15 protein-coding genes are annotated in these 20,079 nt (G+C 62.0%); 4 read left to right on the forward strand and 11 right to left on the reverse strand.

Features of this window, described 5'->3' with window-relative positions; translation table 11 throughout:
* Positions 1-76: 76 nt before the first annotated feature.
* The 7 genes from HFO71_RS33965 to HFO71_RS33995 all read right to left on the reverse strand — a co-directional run bounded on the left by HFO71_RS33965 (position 77) and on the right by HFO71_RS33995 (position 9,886).
* Positions 77-952, reverse strand: coding sequence for a 2-hydroxy-3-oxopropionate reductase (locus HFO71_RS33965; RefSeq protein WP_221989036.1), 876 nt, complete (start codon positions 950-952; stop codon positions 77-79).
* Positions 949-1,743 (reverse strand): 2-oxo-tetronate isomerase, encoded by a 795-nt coding sequence (otnI, locus tag HFO71_RS33970; protein WP_221989037.1) that lies wholly within the window; start codon positions 1,741-1,743, stop codon positions 949-951. The genes HFO71_RS33965 and otnI overlap by 4 nt, the downstream gene beginning before the upstream one ends.
* A gap of 10 nt (positions 1,744-1,753) precedes the next feature.
* Positions 1,754-3,463 carry an ABC transporter ATP-binding protein gene (locus HFO71_RS33975; protein ID WP_168257766.1) on the reverse strand — a complete coding sequence of 570 codons (1,710 nt, stop codon included), beginning with the start codon at positions 3,461-3,463 and terminating at the stop codon, positions 1,754-1,756.
* Between the two features lie 10 nt (positions 3,464-3,473).
* Complete coding sequence (locus HFO71_RS33980) at positions 3,474-4,664, reverse strand: ABC transporter permease (protein ID WP_221989039.1); 1,191 nt, start codon at positions 4,662-4,664, stop codon at positions 3,474-3,476.
* A 10-nt stretch (positions 4,665-4,674) separates the two neighbouring features.
* Positions 4,675-5,661, reverse strand: a complete 987-nt coding sequence (locus tag HFO71_RS33985; protein WP_020051391.1) for an ABC transporter permease — start codon at positions 5,659-5,661, stop codon at positions 4,675-4,677.
* A 102-nt stretch (positions 5,662-5,763) separates the two neighbouring features.
* Entirely contained in the window at positions 5,764-7,872 is a 2,109-nt protein-coding gene (locus tag HFO71_RS33990) for a family 10 glycosylhydrolase (protein WP_132613873.1), read from the reverse strand.
* A gap of 88 nt (positions 7,873-7,960) precedes the next feature.
* Entirely contained in the window at positions 7,961-9,886 is a 1,926-nt protein-coding gene (locus HFO71_RS33995; RefSeq protein WP_131666158.1) for an ABC transporter substrate-binding protein, read from the reverse strand.
* 178 nt (positions 9,887-10,064) lie between these two features.
* Here HFO71_RS33995 and HFO71_RS34000 point away from each other — a divergent pair, with 178 nt between their 5' ends.
* A complete protein-coding gene (locus HFO71_RS34000; protein WP_131666157.1) occupies positions 10,065-11,084 on the forward strand; it encodes a LacI family DNA-binding transcriptional regulator in 1,020 nt (339 codons plus the stop codon).
* Here HFO71_RS34000 and HFO71_RS34005 read toward each other — a convergent pair.
* Entirely contained in the window at positions 11,081-11,851 is a 771-nt protein-coding gene (locus HFO71_RS34005) for a TIM barrel protein (RefSeq protein WP_168257769.1), read from the reverse strand. The genes HFO71_RS34000 and HFO71_RS34005 overlap by 4 nt on opposite strands.
* Before the next feature lie 143 nt (positions 11,852-11,994).
* Here HFO71_RS34005 and HFO71_RS34010 point away from each other — a divergent pair, with 143 nt between their 5' ends.
* Both HFO71_RS34010 and HFO71_RS34015 read left to right on the forward strand, forming a co-directional pair.
* A complete protein-coding gene (locus tag HFO71_RS34010) occupies positions 11,995-12,783 on the forward strand; it encodes an SDR family NAD(P)-dependent oxidoreductase (protein WP_025395731.1) in 789 nt (262 codons plus the stop codon).
* Positions 12,784-12,958: 175 nt separating this feature from the next.
* On the forward strand, positions 12,959-13,423 hold the full coding sequence (locus HFO71_RS34015; protein WP_003542434.1) for an RrF2 family transcriptional regulator: 465 nt from the start codon (positions 12,959-12,961) through the stop codon (positions 13,421-13,423).
* Between the two features lies 1 nt (position 13,424).
* Here the strand turns inward: HFO71_RS34015 and HFO71_RS34020 are convergent, their stop codons facing one another.
* Positions 13,425-14,552 carry a monooxygenase gene (locus HFO71_RS34020; RefSeq protein WP_221989040.1) on the reverse strand — a complete coding sequence of 376 codons (1,128 nt, stop codon included), beginning with the start codon at positions 14,550-14,552 and terminating at the stop codon, positions 13,425-13,427.
* A gap of 157 nt (positions 14,553-14,709) precedes the next feature.
* Between HFO71_RS34020 and HFO71_RS34025 the strand changes: the two genes are divergently transcribed.
* Positions 14,710-15,486: a metallophosphoesterase family protein gene (locus tag HFO71_RS34025; RefSeq protein ID WP_183594433.1), complete on the forward strand. Its 777-nt coding sequence runs from the start codon at positions 14,710-14,712 to the stop codon at positions 15,484-15,486.
* A gap of 300 nt (positions 15,487-15,786) precedes the next feature.
* Here HFO71_RS34025 and HFO71_RS34030 read toward each other — a convergent pair whose 3' ends face one another.
* Entirely contained in the window at positions 15,787-18,975 is a 3,189-nt protein-coding gene (locus HFO71_RS34030; RefSeq protein ID WP_168287793.1) for an efflux RND transporter permease subunit, read from the reverse strand.
* On the reverse strand, positions 18,972-20,079 hold a 1,108-nt coding region (locus HFO71_RS34035), incomplete at its 5' end, for an efflux RND transporter periplasmic adaptor subunit (protein ID WP_131666151.1). The genes HFO71_RS34030 and HFO71_RS34035, both read right to left, overlap by 4 nt.

The following is a 20,079-nucleotide window of genomic DNA, read 5'->3' on the forward strand; positions in this document are numbered from 1 at the left end:
GGCTTCGCCGTCCGGAAAGAAGGCTCCGGCAGTCGGCAATCGAAGATGTCGTCCGGTTGTTCTAAAAAGCGTTGATCTAGTGCGGCCCTCCGGCGAGGAGTTCCAGGGTGCGGATGAGGGCGGAATGGTCGCGTTCGCCGTCGCCATTGGCGATCGCGGCATTCATCAACTGCTGCGTGGCGGCCGTGTTCGGCAGCGACAGATCGAGTGCGCGGGCGGCATCGACGGCAAGCGTCATGTCCTTGCGGTGCAAGCGGATGCGGAAGCCGGGCTCGAAGGTCTCCTTGACCATGCGCTCGCCATGCACTTCGAGGATGCGCGAGGAGGCAAAGCCGCCCATCAGCGCGGAGCGGACCTTTTCCGGATCGGCGCTGGCCTTCCTGGCAAAGAGCAGCGCTTCGGCAACCGCCTCGATCGTCAGGCCGACGATGATCTGGTTGGCGACCTTGGCCGTCTGGCCGTCGCCGCTGCCGCCGACATGAGTGATGTTCTTGCCCATCTTCTCGAAAAGCGGTTTGGCGCGTTCGAAGGCTTGCTCCTTGCCGCCGACCATGATCGTCAGCGAGGCGGCCTTGGCGCCGACCTCACCGCCGGAAACCGGGGCATCGAGATAATCGCAGCCGAGCGCCTCGATGCGTTTGGCGAAAGTCTTGGTGACGACCGGCGAGATCGAACTCATGTCGATAACAAGCTTGCCCCGGGAAAGGCCGGCGGCGACGCCATCTTCGCCGAACAGCACCGCCTCGACATCTGGTGTATCCGGCAGCATCAGGATGACGATGTCGGAAGCGTGCGCTACCGCCCTGGCGCTGGCTACGGCTTTGCCGCCCTTGTCGACAAGATGTTGCGAGATTTCCTTCACCCGGCTCAGATGCAGCGTGTGGCCGGCGTCGATCAGGTGTTCCGCCATCGGGCGGCCCATGACGCCCAGTCCGATAAATCCGATGTTCATGCTGTCCTCGCTGACGTCAGATAGGGTTTCATCCAGCCGAGGCCTTCGCTGGTGCCGGATTTCGGCTTGTACTCGCAGCCCACCCAGCCGTCGTATCCGAGGCGATCGAGCTCGGAGAGGATGAAGCCGTAATTGACCTCGCCGGTGCCGGGTTCGCCCCGGCCGGGATTGTCGGCGATCTGGACATGGGCGATCTTCTCCTTCAGCCGGATGAAGGTGGGGATCAGGTCGCCCTGCATGATCTGCATGTGGTAGAAATCATACTGGATGTAGAGATTGTCCGAGCCGACCCGGTCGAGAATGCGTTCGGCATCAGCGGTGGTCGACAGGAAGAAGCCGGGAATGTCGCGCAGGTTGATCGGCTCGACCAGCAGCTTGACGCCGACGTCGGCACAACGCTTTGCTGCATATTTCAGATTGTCGACCAGCACCGTTTCCAGCGTTTGAAGGTCCGCACCCTTCGGCACCAGGCCGGAGATGACATTCACCTGCCGGCAGTCGAGCGCTGCGGCATAGTCGAGCGCCAGTGCCACTCCGTCGCGGAACTCCTCTACGCGGTCCGGCAGGCAGGCGATGCCGCGCTCGCCGCCGGCCCAGTCTCCTGATGGCACGTTGAAGAGCGCCTGTTTCAGGCCGCTCGCCTTTAGCGCCTCGGCGACCTTCTCCTTCGGTTCGGCATAGGGGCCGAGATATTCGAGGGCGCCGAAGCCGTCCCCTGCTGCAGCGGCGAAGCCGTCGAGAAAGGGCAGGTCCTGGTAGAGGAAGGAAAGGTTGGCGGAAAATTTCGGCACGGGATCGTCCTTAAATATTGGCGGGCGCGACGAAACGATGCCGGTGCAGCATGCGCTTGTCGCGAGGGTCGGGATTGGGAACGGCGGAGATGAGGCTCTTGGTATAGGCCTCCTCGGGAGCGGTGCAGATCTGTTCGGCCTCGCCGAGTTCGACGATTTTGCCGCGATGCATGACAGCGACGCGATCGCAGAAATAACGCACGACCGAAATATCGTGGGAGATGAAGATGAAGCTCAGGTTCAGCCGCTGGCGGATATCGAGCAGCAGATCGAGGATCTGGCTGCGGATCGAGACGTCGAGTGCCGATGTCGCCTCGTCGGCGATGATGATGCGGGGGTCGAGCGCTAGGGCGCGGGCGATGCCGATGCGCTGGCGCTGGCCGCCGGAGAAGGCATGCGGATAACGCTCCATGCCCATCGGGTCGAGGCCGACCAGGCGCATCAGTTCGGCGACGCGGTCCTCCAGCGCCTTGCCCTTGGCCAGACCGTTGACAACAAGCGGATCGCCGATCACCTCCTTGACGGTCATGCGCGGATTGAGCGAGGCGAAAGGATCCTGGAAGACCAGGCGGACTTCGCGGTGGAAGGTGCGGAGTTCGCGCTTGGTGAGTTTCGTGACGTCGATCTCGCTACCGTCCTTGCCGCGATAGGTGATGCTGCCCGATGTCGGCTCGACGGTGCGCAGGATGAGCCGGCCGAGCGTCGTCTTGCCGGAGCCGCTTTCGCCGACGATGCCGAGGTTTTCGCCGGGATAAAGATCGAAGCTGGCGTCGTCGACGGCGCGCAGCGTATTGGCCTTACCGTGCCAGCCGTAGATCTTGCCGAGGTTGCGGACCGACAGGATCGGCTGCGGCGCCTGCGGCGAGAGCGCCACGGCGGGCAGCCGGCCTTCGACATGGTGGGTGAGCTTGACCGTCGAGGCCAGCAATTGGCGGGTATAGGGATGTTCGGCGGCGTGGTAGATCGCATCGACCGGGCCGCGCTCGACGATGCGGCCGAAGCGCATGACGGCGACATCATCGGCCACTTCGGCGACGATCCCCATGTCATGGGTGATGAGCAGCATGGCCATGCCGCGTTCGACCTGCAACCGCTTGATCAGGTCGAGGATTTCGGCCTGGGTGGTGACGTCGAGCGCCGTTGTCGGCTCGTCGGCGATGAGAATGTCGGGATTGCCGGCAAGCGCCATGGCGATCATGGCGCGCTGGCGCATGCCGCCGGAGAACTCGAAGGTGTAGCGGTCGGCCATCTTGTCCGGGTTCGGGATCTCGACCTGGCGCAGCAGTTCGATGGTCCGTTCGCGGGCGGCACGCTGATCGAGATTGCTGTGCAGGCGAACGGCCTCGATGATCTGCGAACCGATGGTGTGCACCGGCGACAGTGAACTCATCGGCTCCTGGAAGATCAGGCCGATGCGGCGGCCGCGGATGGCGCGCATTGCCCGGTCCGACGGTTTCAAGGCGGCGATATCGGTGATCCCGTCGCCATTGTTGAGCAGGATGCGGCCGGAAACGATGCTGCCCGGGCTGTCGACGATCTGCAGCAGCGAGCGGGCCGTAACGCTTTTACCGGAGCCGCTTTCGCCGACGAGGCAGAGCGTCTGGCCGCGTTTCAGCTCGAAGCTGACATTTTCGACGGCGTGCAGGATGTGGGTGCGCAGCCGGAAATCGATCGAGAGATTTTCGACGGAGAGAACGACGTCGTCTGAAAGATCGGTCATGGCTTCCTCCTCAATTGTCATAAGGGTCGGCGGCATCGCGCAGGCCGTCGCCGAAGAAATTGAAGGACAGGACTGCGACGACGACGGCGAGTGACGGCCAGATCAAGAGCCACGGCGCGGTGGCGACGGTGCGGATGTTCTGGGCGTCCTGCAGCAGCACGCCCCAACTGACGACCGGCGGCTTGAGGCCGATGCCAAGGAAGGAAAGCGAGGTCTCGGCGACGATCATGGTCGGGACGGCCAGTGTAACGACCGCAAGGATGTGGCTCGTCAGCGACGGCAGGATGTGGCGGAAGATCAGCCGGGCCTCGCTTGATCCGTCGAGCCTGGCGGCAACGACGAAATCCTCGCTGCGCAGCGCCAGGAAGCGGCCGCGCACCTCACGCGCGAGGCTGGTCCAACCGAGCAGCGAGACAATGATTGTTATGACGAAATAGACATTGACCGGCGACCATGTCAGCGGGATCGCCGCCGCCAGGCCGAGCCATAGCGGAATGGTCGGCATGGCGCTGACGACCTCAATGACGCGCTGGATCAGCGTATCGACCCAGCCGCCGTAGAAGCCGGAGATCGAGCCGAGCACGACGCCCAGGATCAGCGACATGGCGACGCCGACGAGGCCGATCGACATGGATACGCGGGTGCCATAGACGAGGCGCGAGAAGATGTCGCGGCCGAGCCGGTCGGCGCCGAGCAGATACATCGGATCGTTCTGGTTAAGGGGGCCGATCAGGTGGCGGTTCATCGGGATCAGGCCCCAGAGATCGTAGGCCGCGCCTTTGACGAAGAAGCCGATCGGCACAACCTTGGTGTCGTCGACGACGAAGGTGCGGCGCAGAGCCACCTTGTCGATCTCGACCTTGTAACCCTTCACATGGAAATTGAATTCCGAGCTGCCGTCCGGTTTTTCGACGAAGAAGCTGAAGCCCTGCGGCGGGGCATAGGTATATTGCGGCCGCGAGGTCATCGGCAAAGCCGGCGCCAGAAATTCTGCGAAGAGGCCAACCAGATAAAGAAAGAGGATGATGGCGCCGGCCACCATCGCCACCTTCTGGCGGACCAGTTTGCCGGCGACCAGCCGCCAGGGACCGACCGCGGCGGTCGAGACGGTCTTGCCCTGTTTCAGCGGGCTGATCGAGGGGCCGTCGGCAACAGTGTGAAGCGGCCCCGCATGGCTTCCGAAGGTTTCGTGCGTGCTCATCGCGTCCCCCTCAATTGAACCGGATGCGCGGATCGAGCAGCGCCAGCAGCAGATCCGACAGCAGCATGCCGACGAGGGTGAGCGCGCTCAAAAGCAGGATGAAGCTGCCGGCGAGATACATGTCCTGCGAGATCAGCGCACGGAAAAGTAGAGGACCTGCGGTCGGCAGGTTCAGCACGATGGCCGTGATCGTCACGCCCGAGACGAGATGCGGCAGCACCCAGCCGATCGCCGAGACGAAGGGATTGAGCGCGATTCTGACCGGGTATTTCAGGATGACCTTGTATTCCGGCAGACCCTTGGCGCGGGCGGTGACGACATACGGCTTGTGCAGTTCGTCGGTCAGGTTGGCGCGCAGGATGCGGATCAGCGCCGCCGTTCCCGATGCGCCGATGATGATGATCGGGATCCAGAGATGGGCGAGGAAATCGCCGACCTTGGCGAGGCTCCAGGGCGCCTCGGCATACTCAGGCGAGATCAGCCCGCCGACGCTTTGGCCGAGATATTTATAGGCGATGTACATCAGCGTCAGCGCCAGGATGAAATTCGGTACGGCAAGGCCGATGAAGCCGAGAAAGGTGAAGACATGGTCGCCGACGGAGTGGCGGCGGACGGCAGAATAGATGCCGATCGGCAAAGCCACGATCCAGACGAAGAGCAGGCTCAACAGCGAGATCACCAGCGTCGAGCCCATGCGGCCCCAGATCAGCCCGGAGACCGGCTGGCCCCATTCGAAGGAGTAGCCGAAATCGCCGCGGCTGACGATGCCCCAGATCCATTTCAGATATTGGACGTAGAAGGGGTCGTCGAAGCCGTAGATTTCCTTCAGCCGCTCGATCTGCGCGGGATCGACGGTCTGGCCGCTGTCGCTCATCGTGGCGATCATCGACGTCAGATAGTCACCCGGCGGCAGCTGGATGATCAGGAACGAGATCAGCGACATGCCGAACAAGGTCGGGATCATGTAGAGCACGCGCTTGAAGATATAGCCAAGCATCGGAATGTTTCTCCTCCCGTCGGGAACGCTGTGACGCGCTTCCCCCGGATATCCACCCGCTTTCGGCCCTAGGCCGAAAGCGCTCCTCCGTCGCGCGTCACCTCATTTCCAGGTGAGATGCAGGACCTCCAGCCGATCGATGCCAGGCACCTCCACCTGCGCGCGTCCATCCTTCACACTGAAGCTTGCGGCGCGGTCGGCAACGACGAGCCAAGCCTTCGCCACCGATCGGCCCTCCGGAATCTCCACCGAAACGGTCTGCGCTGCCAGAGGGTAATTGTCGCGGATCGGGCCTTTCATCATCATCGGGTTGGTGAGGTTGAATAGGCTGAGCGCCAGACCCTCATCGTTTTCGCGCAGCGCCAGATCGACGACGCCCTTGCCCTTGACGGTGACGCGCGGCGTCTTGCCGAGTGCCCAATGGACGGCGTTGGCGATGAGACGGGCGTGGTCGACGGCAAAGACCTCCCAGAAGATCTCGCCGATGTTCCAGGGGATGTAAATCGTGCGTCCGCCCTTGCCGGTCTCGCGGGCGATTACGGCAGCATCTTTCGGGGCCTCGCGCGGATAGACCTCTTCCATCGGCAGATCGGGAAAATCGGGGACATAGAGGAAGGGCGTCTTCGCATCGGCCGACGGTTCGGCGTGGATCAGGCGGGTGCCGCCCATGATGCGTTCGGCGCCGTCGAAGCCCCGATTGATCGGGTGATCGCCGGAAAGGGCGACATAGGTGTTCTTGACGATGCCGCGCGGGCCAGAGACGTATCTGGCGCCGAGCACGTCGGCCAGACCGAATTCGTCACGCTTCTTGCCGAATTCGTCACGCAGCGACGTCTCGTAAGAGGCGATGACGCTGCCGCCGCGATCGACATAGGCGCGGATCGCCGCGTTCTGCGCATCCGAAAGGCAGGAAGCGTTGGCGAGAATGATCAGTTTGAAGCGGTTGAGGTTTTCCTCGGTCAGCACCTGGTCCGAGAGCAGCTCGAAGGGCAGCCGGGCTTCGACGAGGGCGTGATAGAGACCGAGATCGTGTTTCTCGGCGGAATGCCGCTCTTCCGGCGCCCAGTGGCGAAGTGTCGTCGAGGGATCGACCACGGCGATTTCGGCGGTCGGCTTCATGCTTTCCAGCACCGGCTCGACGGCTGCCTGCAGGCCGAATGCGTCGGCCACCGGCTCGACCCAGCGTTTGTCGGGCACGACACCGTTGAATTTGGTGAACCAGGCATAGAGGCCGTGGGCAGTGCCGTCGTTGATCCAGAGCTGCATCTCCTCGCCCGAGGTGACGGCATCCTTCCAGCGATATTCCTCCTCCGGGCCGATCGAGGTGATCAGCACGACCGGACGGTCGGGGAAGGTGGCGCGGATGCGCTTGCCGTTGCGGCCAGCCGACCAGCCGAGCTCGAGCCCCTTGCGGCCCTGATGGTCGACGACGAGGAAGGGGCAATGCCTGGCGATGACCGAGAGGTCGAATTCCATCAGCGACGCGCCGCCCATGTTCGGAATGAAGCTCGCATGTGGGCGGATCGCTTTTACAGCATCGTCCCATTGCACGATCATGTCGGTGAGCACGCGGCGGCGCCACTGCACCCAGGCCTGCCAGGCCGGATCCTCGGCATCGGGTTTTACAGGCAGGGCGTGGCCGGCAATGTCCTTGAAGCGGCGGGCGCTGTCTTCGCTATAATCGACGCCGTGGCCCTGCCAGCGATTGGCGAAGACTGCGTCGATATCGTATTTGCGGACGATCTCCTTGACCACCTCAGGCATGAAGGCGGTGTTGTAGTCGCCATAGGCATTGGTCACCCAGACATCGGGATAGGCCCAGTGGCGGCGGGGCGTGCCGTCGGCATTGATCATCACCCATTCCGGATGGGCTTTTGCGGCATCGTCATGGATCGCATGCGGGTCGACGCGGGCCATGACATGCATGTCGAGCTTGCGGGCGGCATCGACGAGCGCGCCGAAGATATCCTTGTCGCCGAGATACTTGCTCACATAGTGGTAAGGGACTTCGCTCGGATAATAGGCGATATAGCCGCCGGCACTGAGGCAGATCGCGTTCGATTTCGTGCGTTTGAAGACATCGATCCAGAAGGCCGGGTCGTATTTCTCCGGATCGTCTTCCACGAAGGTCAGCTGAGTCCAGCGGGTCGCCGTCTTGAACCAGTCCGGCGTCCTCAGCGTGTGGGTATTCTGTTTCCTGGCATCGAGCATCGTCTTCATCCAATCATTGGCAAAAGCAGGGCCTCGGCGCCAACCGGCGGGGGCCGGCACCTAATTGGGCTCCTGGGATAAAAGGTCTTCAGACCTTGTAGAACTGCTCCGGCATGGTCGGAGCGGGCGTCGGCCAGCCGAAGGAGTTCGGCATGATCTTCGTGATGTTCTTCATGTTGTTCTTGACGATGCCGTATCCATCAGGCGGCAGCGAGATGCCGAAGACATAGAAGTTGTCGGCGGCGCCTTGCAGGATCTGCTTCATGACCTCGCGCTGGCCTGATGCGTCGGAAGTGGCCTTCAGCTTGTCGTAGAGCGCAAGCTGGCTCTTCGTGCTTTCCGGCGGTTCCTCGGCATTGGCATTGGCGCGGTCGCGATACCAGAGTTGCCAGGCCGGGGCATACATGGCGTTGGCATCGGTCGGCACGTAATAGCGCGGGTCGAGCATGGCGGCGACGCCGCCATTTGCGCCGAACTGGTGGGCGGTCGCATCGAAATCACGGCCCTGGCGGACGCGCGTCTCCCAGAGCGAACGGTCCATCGAGCGCATCTGCGCATCGATGCCGACCGCCTGGAACATCGGGATCACCAGCTGGAAGAGATCGAGGAAGACGGCGCGCGCCTGGTCGATCTCGAAGATGATCGTCAGGCGGCGGCCTTTTTCGTCGAGGCGGAAGTTCTGGTCGTCGCGCTTCGGCACGATCTCATCGAGCATGGCATTCGCCTTGTCGACGTCATAGGCCGTGAACTGCGTGGCGAGCTGCTCATTGTAGAGCGGGTCTTCCTTCTTGATCGATGCCTGGGCAGGCGCCCCCTGGCCGACGAGCACAGCATCGATCAGCGACTGCCGGTCGAGTGCTGTCGAGAGTGCCGCACGGAAATCCTTGTTCCGGAAGAGCTTCCGCTTGGTCTCGTCATTGTGGTTCAGGTTGAAGATGAAATTCATCACATTGGCTTCAGTCGAAGTCAGCGTGTAGAAATCATAGCCGCCCTGCTCACGCGCATCGTAGAGAACCGACTTGTTGTTCGGCGTGGCGATATACTGGTCCATCAGGTCGACTTCGCCCTGCATGGCCTTCAGCAGCAAAACCTGCGGGTCGGCGACCATCTGGTAGACGATACGGTCCATATAAGGCAGCTGGTTGCCCTCGGTGTCGACCTTCCAATAGTAGGGATTGCGTTCGGCAACGGCGCGTTCGGTGTTTTCGCCGGGCGCTATCGTGAACATCCAGGCATGCACGCACGGCTTCTTCGAGGAGTTCAGGAAGAAGGCGTTGTCGTCCTGGAAACCGGCGGCCGCCTGGAAGGAGGCGATCCAGCTTTCGAAGCCGCGTTGTTTGGCGAGTTCATCGGCCTTCGGATTGAAGTCGATGTGGAACTGCTCGAGATAATGTTTCGGCGTGCGCGTCGTCTGGTCGTTGTTTGCCCAGGCGACCTGCAGTGGGAACAGGCCGTTCGGCTTGTCGAAGATGACCTTGAAGGTCTGTTCGTCGACGATCTCCAGCTTGGCCGGCTTGCCGCCGGACTTCCAGTGATCCTGACCGACAAAGGCGACGCGCTTGTCGGTGAAAACGGTGTCGTACCAGAACTTGATGTCGGCGGTGGTGTAGGGATGGCCGTCCGACCATTTCATGCCCTTGCGCAGGCGGATCGTATAGACCTTGGAGTCGGCATCGCCCTCAAAGGACTCGGCGACATTCAGCGTCACGCCTGACCAGTCGGGGGTGTAGCGCAACAGCGGTTCATAAGCCTGGTAGCGAAACAGCATCGACAGCGACCCGCCGCCGACCAGCGCCATGTTCCAGTCGCCACCGTACTTGCCGACGCTTTCGACCGGTTTGACGACGAGCGGATTTTCAGGAAGCCGGTCCTTCAGGCCCGGCAGGGCGCCGCTCGACACCTTCGTTTTCAGGATATCCGCTTCCTTGAAGTCAGCGGCGAAAACCGGCAGGGCCGGCAATATCAGGGCGGCCGATGTCCCGGCCAGAAACGCACGTCGTTTCAGCTTGATCATAGGGGATCTCCTCCAAAAAATCCGTGCCCTTATCATTATTTTTGCTGTGGGGTTTGGATGGGGAAAAGATTACATTTGGATATTGTTAGGTAAAGCGTTATGTTTACGTTAGTGTATAATTTGCTTTACCGGCGCGATTGCATAGCCAGCGCGCATCAATCGAACGGCGAGGTGCCACGTGGGAAGCAGGGGCCGGGTTACATTGCAGACGATCGCGCGGGAGGTCGGCCTGTCGAAATATGCGGTCTCGCGCTCGCTTGCCGGCAAGAGCGGCGTCAGCGAGGAAACGCGCGCGCTGATCCGCGAGACGGCGCAGCGCCTCGGCTATACCAAGCCCGCCGGGCAGGGCTCCACCGGCGAGGTCGCGGTTGTCTTTCACGATCTCGATGCCGTCAACAGTGAGCTCTATATGCAGGTGCAGAACGGTGTGCAGCGCGAGGCTCATCGGCTTGGCATGACGCTGCGCGTACGCTGGACCCATGATTCCGGCCAGTTGGAGGAGCTGGCGCGCACTTGCGACGGGCTGATGCTCGTCGGCCCGCATGCCCGTGAGGCCGTGGCGGCGGTAAGTGCCACCGGCGTTCCGATCGTGCGTTTCGGCTGGGTCGATGCGCTCGAACAGATCGACCATGTCGGCGGCACCGACCATGAGGCAGGGCAGGCGGTGGTGGAGTATCTGGTCGGGCTCGGCCATCGGTCCATTGTTTACGTCTATGGCATGCCAGGCCTGCGGGGGCGCCAAGAGCGGCACTACGGCGCGCGCGAAATCGCCGAACGTTATCCTGACGTTGCGCTTCATGTTATGCAGTTCGACGAAGAGAATGGCTTCAGCGCGGCCTTCCGGGCGCTCGTGGAAAAAGGCATCCGCCCGACGGCTTTTTTCTGCGCCCATGACGGGCTGGCGCTGACCGTGGTTTCCGAATTGCTCGGTCAGGGATACCGCATTCCCGACGATATTTCGGTCGTCGGGTTCGGCGACTACTCGCCGGCAACGCAGATCTCACCGGCGCTGACGACGGTGAGGATGGAGGGGCAGGAATGTGGGGCGGTCGGGCTGCGGCTTTTGCTTGAGCGCATCGAAAATCCGCGCCTGCCGGGCATGCCGGCGCGGCGCATCATGATTGCCTCGCGCATTATCGAGCGCCGCTCGGCCGGACCCTGCAAGGCGGCGGCAAGCGTCGATGCCGCCGAGGTTTAACCGCCGAGCGAAGCAATCGCGGCCTTGACCGCGTCCGCGCCGGGCCTGGTCGGCCGGTATTCCAGACCGACGGCGCCGTCATAACCGTTGGCAAAGATCCAGCCGAGGCGTCGGGCAAGGTCGATATCGCCGGAGCCCGGTTCGTTGCGGCCGGGATGATCGGCGACATGGACATGGATGATACGGTCGAGACGGCCGTTCAGCACCTCCTCGGTGCGCTCGTCCATCACGGCGGAATGGTAGATATCGTAGACGATACGGATCTCGGGACGAGCGACGACATCGATGATGTCGAGACCTTCGCTGGTCGAATCGAGGAAATAGCCGACATGGTCGATGCGGATGTTGAGCGGCTCGACGCCGAGACGCACACCGCTGCCTTTGAGGATATCGGCGCCGGCTCTCAGCGTTTCGGTGAGTGCCCGGCGCTGTTCTTCGCGGGTCAAGCCTGGGAGATCGTCGCCCGCCTGGGCAATCAGCACCGGCGCGCCGAGACGCTTCGCGACACTGACGGATTCGGCAAGGCCTTTCAGCCAGGTCTGCCGGTTGGCGGCGTCGGTCAGCGCGATCATCGGTTCGGCGACAAGGCTGGAGACGGCAAGACCGGTTTCCTTCAGCGCCGCTTCGATCGCATCCAGATCCTTGCCGGTCCAGCGCCAGAATTCGATCGCTGTCAGGCCGGCCGCATGGGCGCGGCGGATGCGATCGGGAAAGCTGTCGCCCTCTTCGGCAAACAACCACTCTATGCAGGCTGAATAACGTCGCATGAAAACTCCTCCCATCTGTTGATGCAGGCATGCGACAGATCGGCGCCTGCCGCAAGAGGAGTGCAGGCGCTTGACGCCCGGGGCTCATTGGCGGAACACTCAGCACATCAGGCCGGGATCTCCGGCCGTTTGTGGAGGAAGATATGGATCTCGGATTGAAGGGAAAGACTGCCGTCATAACCGGTGCGTCGGTTGGTATCGGGCTGGCGATCGCCGAGGGATTGGCGGCTGAGGGCGCCGACCTTGTGCTGGCAGCCCGTGGCGGCGAAAGGCTCGAGGCGGAGGCCGCCCGGATCGCCGAGAAGTACGGCGTCAGCGCCGCCGCTGTCGCGGCCGATGTGGCGACGGTTGCGGGAACCGAGGCGATCATCGCGGCGGCGGCCGAAAAAGGTGGCGCCGATATCCTCATCAACAATGCCGGCACCGGATCGAACGAGACGGTGATGGAGGCGCCCGACGAGAAGTGGCAGGACTATTGGGACCTGCATGTGATGGCCGCCGTGCGGCTGGCGCGCGGCATCGCGCCGCAGATGAAGCAACGCGGCGGCGGGGTGATCCTGCACAATGCCTCGATCTGCGCCGTCCAGCCGCTCTGGTACGAGCCGATCTACAATGTCAGCAAGTCGGCGCTGATGATGTTTTCGAAGACGCTTTCGACCGAGCTCATCAAGGACAATATCCGCGTCAACTGCGTCAATGCCGGCCTGATCCTGACGCCCGACTGGATCAAGACCGCCAAGCAATTGACGGCGGAAACCGGCGGCAACTGGGAAGGCTACCTGCAGAGCGTCGCCAACGAGCACGCCGCCTCCAAACGCTTCGGCACGCCCGAGGAGCTAGCCAACGTCTTCGTCTTCCTGAGTTCGGAGCGTGCGAGCTATTGCATCGGCTCGACCTATTTCGTCGATGGCGGCATGCTGAAGACGATCTAACTGAGCCGGCTGACAAGATGCGCGGCGGCCGGTCCTTCTCAGGCTGCCGCGCGAGCCTGTGGACGTTGCCGATACAAGCTATAAATAATAGCTATTTTGTTGTATGTTCACGCTTTTGACGCTATTTGCCTGCTATTGGCAGGATAAATACTGCGATTTCTACAAGGCGACGACGATGCTGACGAAAAAGGGAAAATACGGGCTGAAGGCGCTGGTCGACCTGGCGCGGCTGGCGCCGGGTGAGACCGCCTTCATCAACGACATCGCGGCCCGCAACAATATCCCGAAGAAGTTTCTCGATACGATCCTGCTCGAACTGCGCAATGTCGGCATCCTGCGCTCGAAGAAGGGGCCGGGCGGCGGCTATTCCCTGTCGCGGCCGGCAACCGAAATCCGCATCGGCCATGTCATCCGCACGCTCGACGGGCCCTTAGCGCCGATCCGCTGCGCCAGCCGTACGGCTTACGAGGCCTGCGACGACTGTGCCGATCCGGAAACCTGTCAGGTGCGGCGCTCGATGACCGATGTTCGGGACGCGATCGCCGCCATTCTCGACAATATGACCCTCGAGCAGTTCGTCGCCGACGGCGGCCGTATCGACGGCGCCAAGGAACAATTCCCGATCTCCGCCGCCAGCTGAATTAGGTGCTGCCGGGCTTCGACCTATATTCACCTGCGGTGTGCAGCAACTTATCCCGCGCCAGCGATAGCGCGTGAATGCGGGCATTGCGCCAATGGCGGTCGAGATTGAGGCCGATGCCCGCCGATGTTTCCCCTGCAAGTTCGAACAGCGCATTTGCGGTGTCGAGCGCCGTTTCCCCGGCAAGGATCGCGGCCGCCGAGGCGGAGAAATGCGCGTCGGCCATCGCGGCCTCCACAGGATTGACCTGGGCAATGTCGAGTTTGCGGCCAGCCCGTTCCAAGGTTGCCGCCGTTGCTTCGATGCGGATGGCGCGTTCGCCGATCCGGGGAAGGACGGTCGTGCTGCGATCGCCAATTGCGGTCATCAGGTCGCTCCATGCGGCCCGGGCGATGCCCAGGCTGACGCCCGCCTTGAGCAGCAGGCCGAGCGAGATGCCGGTCGAATGTCCGGAGGAGGGGGCAGGCGCAATCGCATCGGCATTGACATGAAGCATTCCGACGATCGCCGTCGCCGATCCATTGGTGCGCTGGCCGAAGCCGTCCCAATCATCGACCACCTGCACGCCTTCTTCACCGCGTGCGAGGTAGAGCGTCACCGGGCGGCTGGGAGGAGCGGTGGCGGCAGCGGCGATCCAGTCGGCGAATAGAATACCGGGCGCCTGCCACGTGCGCCCGCTCAGGCGGTAGCCTGGACCTTCGGCAGTCAGTTCGGTGCCGTCGGTGAAGGCGGCGCCCGCGAAGCTGTCGCCGAGCAGCACACGGGCAAACAGCGATGCCTTCAAATCCTCGGAAGCTTGAATGCGGAGCGTTTCCAGCGCAGAAAAATGACTTTCCAGCGCCTCGCCGATCGAGGCATCGCCCTCGGCGATGATCGCAACGATTTCGGCGAGCAGGGCGTTCGACACGTCGAGCCCTTCATGGTCTGGCGGAACAGTGATTGCCGTCAGCCCCGATACAGACAGCGCATCAAGCTCGGCAAAGGGCAGGATGCGGTTGATATCACGCTCGCTCGCCTGATGCCGGAATGCGGCGGCGAGGTCGCGGGCCGTGGATATCGCCTCCTCTTCGCTTTCGATGCGATGCGCGGGAGGCCTGAGGCTCTGATGAAACTGCGATACCGTTCCCATCGGTCACTCTTTTCTCGACGGATACAGGAGTGAGGGATTGCCCCTCGAATGATAAGGCCGGTTTTTCTACAAAACCCGAATGGTTTGGATTTTCTTACCAGCTTGATTGCCTTGTCCTTTACTCTACTTAGGGTGTGGGGCTTCCTTGAGAAATATGATGAGCGACTCTCGTGCTCGCAACAGCGAGGTTTCGAAAATGGCACGCCAGCCGAGACCGCGTCTGACGCTGGATATTGCCGCTATCCCAACCTATGCGATCGGCGATATTCACGGCCGGTACGACCTGCTTGTGAAAGCCGAGGAGGCGATCCTGCGTGACGGCGCGCGGCTGCCCGGGCGAAAGCTGCTCGTCACGCTCGGCGACTATATCGACCGCGGCCCGGAATCGGCACAGGTCATTGCCCATCTGATGGAGCCGCCGCCGGACGGATTCGATCGCATCTGCCTTGCCGGCAATCACGAAATCGCCATGCTCGACTATATCGACGGCTGGGCCTCCTATGATGATTGGATGCAGATGGGGTCGGCGGAGCTGCTCAAATCCTATGGCCTCGATCCGGAGCATCTGCCACTGATCTTCCCCTCCGGCGCGAAGCTCGATGCCTTCATTCGTCATTCGTTGCCGCGGACGCATATCGATTTCATGCGGGCAATGCCGGTCATGCTGGAGACGCCTAGCGTGATTTTCGTGCATGCCGGCATCAATCCGAAGTTGCCGCTCGGCAAGCAGACGGACGAGGATCTGGTCCTCATCCGCCAGCGGTTTCTCGAAAGCCGGGTGCCGTTGCCCAAACTCGTCGTTCACGGTCATACGCCGAATGATGAACCCGACATACGGCCGAGGCGGCTCAACATCGATACGCGCGCCTATCGCAGCGGCAAACTCACCGTCGCTCGCTTGTGGCAAGGCCGAGTGCATCTGTTTTCGACCTGACTTCCGTTTCCTCAGCCGCTAGAGCCTTTCCGGTTTAGATTGAAGCATTCTGTTGGCTCAAACGGAGTCGGATGGTCGACCGGCCGGCGCGCGTCGTAGCCAAGCTCTACGGCCAAGCCGGCCGGTCGATCAGCCGGCCCGTTTCAGCCAACCCGAAGGGCCGGGCATCTTTCCGCCAGGATCAAAGGCGATCGGCTCGGACGTACCTAGGGGTATGCCCGTCGCCAATCGCCTCTGCCCTGACGAAAACCTGCTCCGGCAGAATGCTGCAATCTAACCCGGAAAGGCTCTAGGATCGTCTCAGGCGACCCCTTCCTCGACCGGCTCTGTCTTCGCTGGTTCCACAGTGGCCGGCCGTTTACGGCGCCAGCCGCGTAGCACGACGTAGAAGACCGGCGTCAGGAACAGGCCGAAGATCGTCACGCCGAGCATGCCCGAGAAGACGGCGGTGCCAAGCGACTGGCGCATTTCGGCGCCGGGGCCGGTGGCGATGGCAAGCGGCAGAACACCGAAGATGAAGGCGAATGCCGTCATCAGGATCGGGCGCAGGCGAAGATGGCTGGCCTCGATGGCCGCCTCCACCGGCGACTTGCCCTCGTCTTCCGCCTGCCTGGCGAACTCGACGATCAGAATGGCGTTCTTGGCTGCAAGGCCGATCAGGACGATCAGACCGATCTGAGTCAGGACATTGTTGTCCATTCCCCTTAGCGAGACCCCGATCAGCGCCGCAAGCACCGCAAGCGGGACGATGAGAATGATCGCGAGCGGCAGAACCCAGCTTTCATATTGTGCCGCCAGCGCCAGGAAGACGAAGACGACGGACAGGGCGAAGATGTAGATGGCGGTGTTACCTGTGTGGGTCTCCTGATAGGCGAGTTCGGTCCATTCGAAGGTCGTCCCCTGCGGCAGGATCTTCGCCGCCAAGGCCTCCATCTTGGCGATGGCATCGCCCGTCGACGTGCCGGGCGTCGGATTGCCCTGAAGCGGCACCGAGACGTACATGTTGTAGCGCTGGACAAGCGCCGGGCCGCTGGCGTCCTGGATGTCCATCAAGGTTCCAAGCGGAACCAGCGCGCCGGTCGCCGACCGGACCTTCAGGGCAAGGATGTCTTCCCTGTCCATGCGATATTGCCGGTCGGCCTGGGCGCGAACCTGGTAGACGCGGCCGAACGCATTGAAATCGTTGACGTAGGCGACGCCGAGATTGATGGAAAGCGCGTTGAAGATATTGGGGATCGGCACATTCAGGAAACGCGCCTTGTCGCGGTCGATCGCCAGGAAGTATTGCGGGCTTGCATCGGAGAATGTCGTAAAGACGCCCGTCAAACCCTCGGTCGTCGCTGCCGCACCCATCATCTGCCGGGCGAGGCCGAGCACGCGCGTCATATCGGCGTTTTCGAGATCGGAAATCTGCATCTTGAAGCCGCCGGAGTTGCCGACGCCCCGCACGGATGGCGGCGGGATGGCAATGATGAAGGCTTCCTGGATGCTTTGCAGCTTGCCGAAAAGCTCGCCGATGATCTTGTTGGCGTTCTCGCCGCCTTCTTCACGTTCGGCAAAGGATTTGAACGGAACGAAGACGACGCCGGCATTCGAGGCATTGGTGAACGTTGCCCCGCTGAAGCCGGCAAATTGCACGGCATTGCCGACGCCGGGCACGGTGCGGGCGATTTCGCCCACCTGCTTGACGACGGCATCGGTACGCGCAAGCGAGGCTCCATCAGGAAGCTGGATGACGATGATGGCGTAACCCTGGTCCATGGTCGGGATGAAGCCCGCGGGAACTTTCGTGCCCATATACCAGGTCGCGCCGAGCAGGCAGACGAAGGTGACCATCGCGGCGGTCAAGCCTATCCAACTGCTGACCAGATGCCGAACGGTCCATGAATAGCCGGAGCTCAGCCGATCGAATCCATGGTTGAAGCCGTTTGCCAGCCCTCTTCCCAGACGGGATGCGACATTCGTGCGCTTGGTTTCATGGTCATGAGTCTTCAGCAATATGCCTGCGAGGGCAGGCGAAAGCGTCAGGGAATTCAATGCGGAAATTGCGGTGGTGACAGCGATCGTGACCGCGAACTGTCGGTAGAACTGGCCGGAGATGCCTGGAATGAAGGCTGTCGGTACGAACACGGCGATCAGTACCAGGGAGATGGCGACGACGGCGGTTCCGACTTCGTCCATCGTGACATGGGACGCCTGCTTCGGCGTCATCCCGCGCGCCAGATTGCGCTCGACGTTTTCCACCACCACGATCGCGTCGTCGACGACGATACCGATTGCCAGCACGAGGCCGAACAGGGTGAGCATGTTGAGCGAAAAGCCGAACGCCAGCAGAACGGCGAAGGTGCCGATCAGCGATACCGGGATGGCAATGATCGGAATGATCGCGGTTCGCCAGGATTGCAGGAAAACGAGAACGACAATCGCCACCAGGATGGCCGCTTCGGCGATAGTTCGATAGACCTCGGTGATCGAATCCGAGATGAATTCGGTCGTGTCATAGACGATGCGATATTCCAGGCCTTGAGGAAAATTCTGCGAGAGGTCCTTCATGATGGTCTGGACCTGATGGGCGGTGTCCAGGGCGTTGGTTCCCGGCCGGGCGAAGATGCCGAGAGCAACCGCGGGATCGTTGTTGAGATAGCTGTTGGTGACGTAATCCTGTGCACCGAGCTCGATGCGGGCGACATCCTGCAATTGCACGAGCCGGCCCGATGTCGTCGATTTCACAATGACATATCGGAATTCGCGCACGTCGGAGAAGCGTCCGTCCGTTCGCACCGTATATTCGAACGCATTCTTGCCGGTGACGGGTGGGGCCCCGATCTTGCCGCCTGAAACCTGGACATTCTGATCTCTCAGCGCAGCGACGACGTCGTCGGATGTCATCCCGTAGGCGGAGAGCTTTTCCGGGTCCAGCCAGATTCGCATCGAATACTGGCGCTCGCCGAAGAGCTGCACGTCGCCGACGCCGTCAAGGCGAACGAGAACGTCGCGAATGCGGTTGCGGGCATAGTTCGAGACGTAAAGCTGGTCATAGCGATGCGACGGCGACAGCAGGTGCACCACCATCATCAGATCAGGCGAGCTTTTGTCGGTGGTGACGCCAAGCCGCTGGACTTCCTCGGGAAGACGGGGAAGGGCGATGGAAACGCGGTTCTGGACAAGCACCTGGACCTTGTCGAGATCGGTGCCGAGCTTGAAGGTGATCGTCAGCGACATGGCGCCGTCGGCGCTGGAGTAGGATGACATGTAAAGCATGTCTTCGACGCCGTTGATCTGTTGTTCAAGCGGCGTCGAAACGGTATCGGCGATCGTCTGCGGGTCGGCACCCGGATAAGAGGTGCGCACGACGATGGTCGGGGGTGCGATCTCGGGATACTGCGATACCGGCAATTGCGTATAGGCAATGCTGCCGACGACGAGAAAAAGGATCGAGATGACCGCCGCAAAGATCGGCCGGTCTACGAAAAAATGAGCAAATCTCATTGTCCGTTCTCCGCGCCGGCGGTTTCGGGCGCAGTGTCCTGCCGTTCCGGCGGCAGTTCGGTCATCTGAGGCGTGATCTTTGCACCCGGCCGGGCGCGCATCAGGCCGTTGACGATGATCGTCTCGGTGCCGTCGAGGCCCTCGCGTATGACGCGGTAGCCATAGAGCCGCGGTCCGGGCCTTACGGGCTTGGTCGACACCGTGCCGTCTTCGGCGACGACATAGACGACGCGCTCATTCTGGTCCGAGCCGATGGCCTCGTCGGGGACGAGAATGGCCTGGTAGGTGTTGGAGGCTTCGACCTGTATGCGACCGAAGAGGCCGGGCTGAAGGACGAGATCGGGGTTGGGGAAGCGGGCACGCAGACGAATGGTGCCGCTCTCATTGTCGACCCGGTTCTCGGCGAAATCGAGCTTTCCCTTGAAAGGTTTGGCATTGGGATCCGAGATCGTGACGGATACATCCAGGCCGCCGCCACCCTGCTGAAGATCCTTGCCCAGTTTGCGCGCCGTGTCGGCGAAATTCAGCAGGCGGCGCTCATCGACGTCGAAATAGAAATCGATCGGGTCGAGCGAAACAATAGTCGTCAGCACAGTCTGATCGGTCTGCACCAGGTTGCCGGCCGAGATTAGCCGGCGGTCGATGCGGCCGCTGAGTGGCGCCTTAATCTCGGTATATTCCATGTCGAGAGACGCGCGATCGGCTGCGGCCTGTGCGCCGCGGACATTGGCCTCGGCCGAATCGAATTCGCGGCGGCGATCATCCAGCGTCTGCGCCGACTGGCTGCCGCTCGAAGCAAGAGATTGCGTGCGCTTATACTGCGCATCGGCAAAGACCAGGGTGGATTGCGCCGATTCGAGTGTCGCCTTTGCCTGATTGAGCGCGGTTACGAACGGCCGCTGATCGATGACGAAGAGCAGGTCGCCCTGCTTGACCAATGCGCCGTCCTGAAAATGGATTTCCTGCAGGTAACCACCGACGCGCGAACGAACGGAGACTTCGTCGACCGGCTCGAACCGGCCGATGAACTCGTCGCTATCGATGACATCGCGAACGACCGGCTTGGCGACGGTGACGGGTGGGGGCGGCGGGGCGCTCTGGGCC

Source organism: Rhizobium laguerreae (assembly GCF_019778565.1).
GTDB classification, from domain to species: Bacteria; Pseudomonadota; Alphaproteobacteria; order Rhizobiales; family Rhizobiaceae; genus Rhizobium; species Rhizobium laguerreae.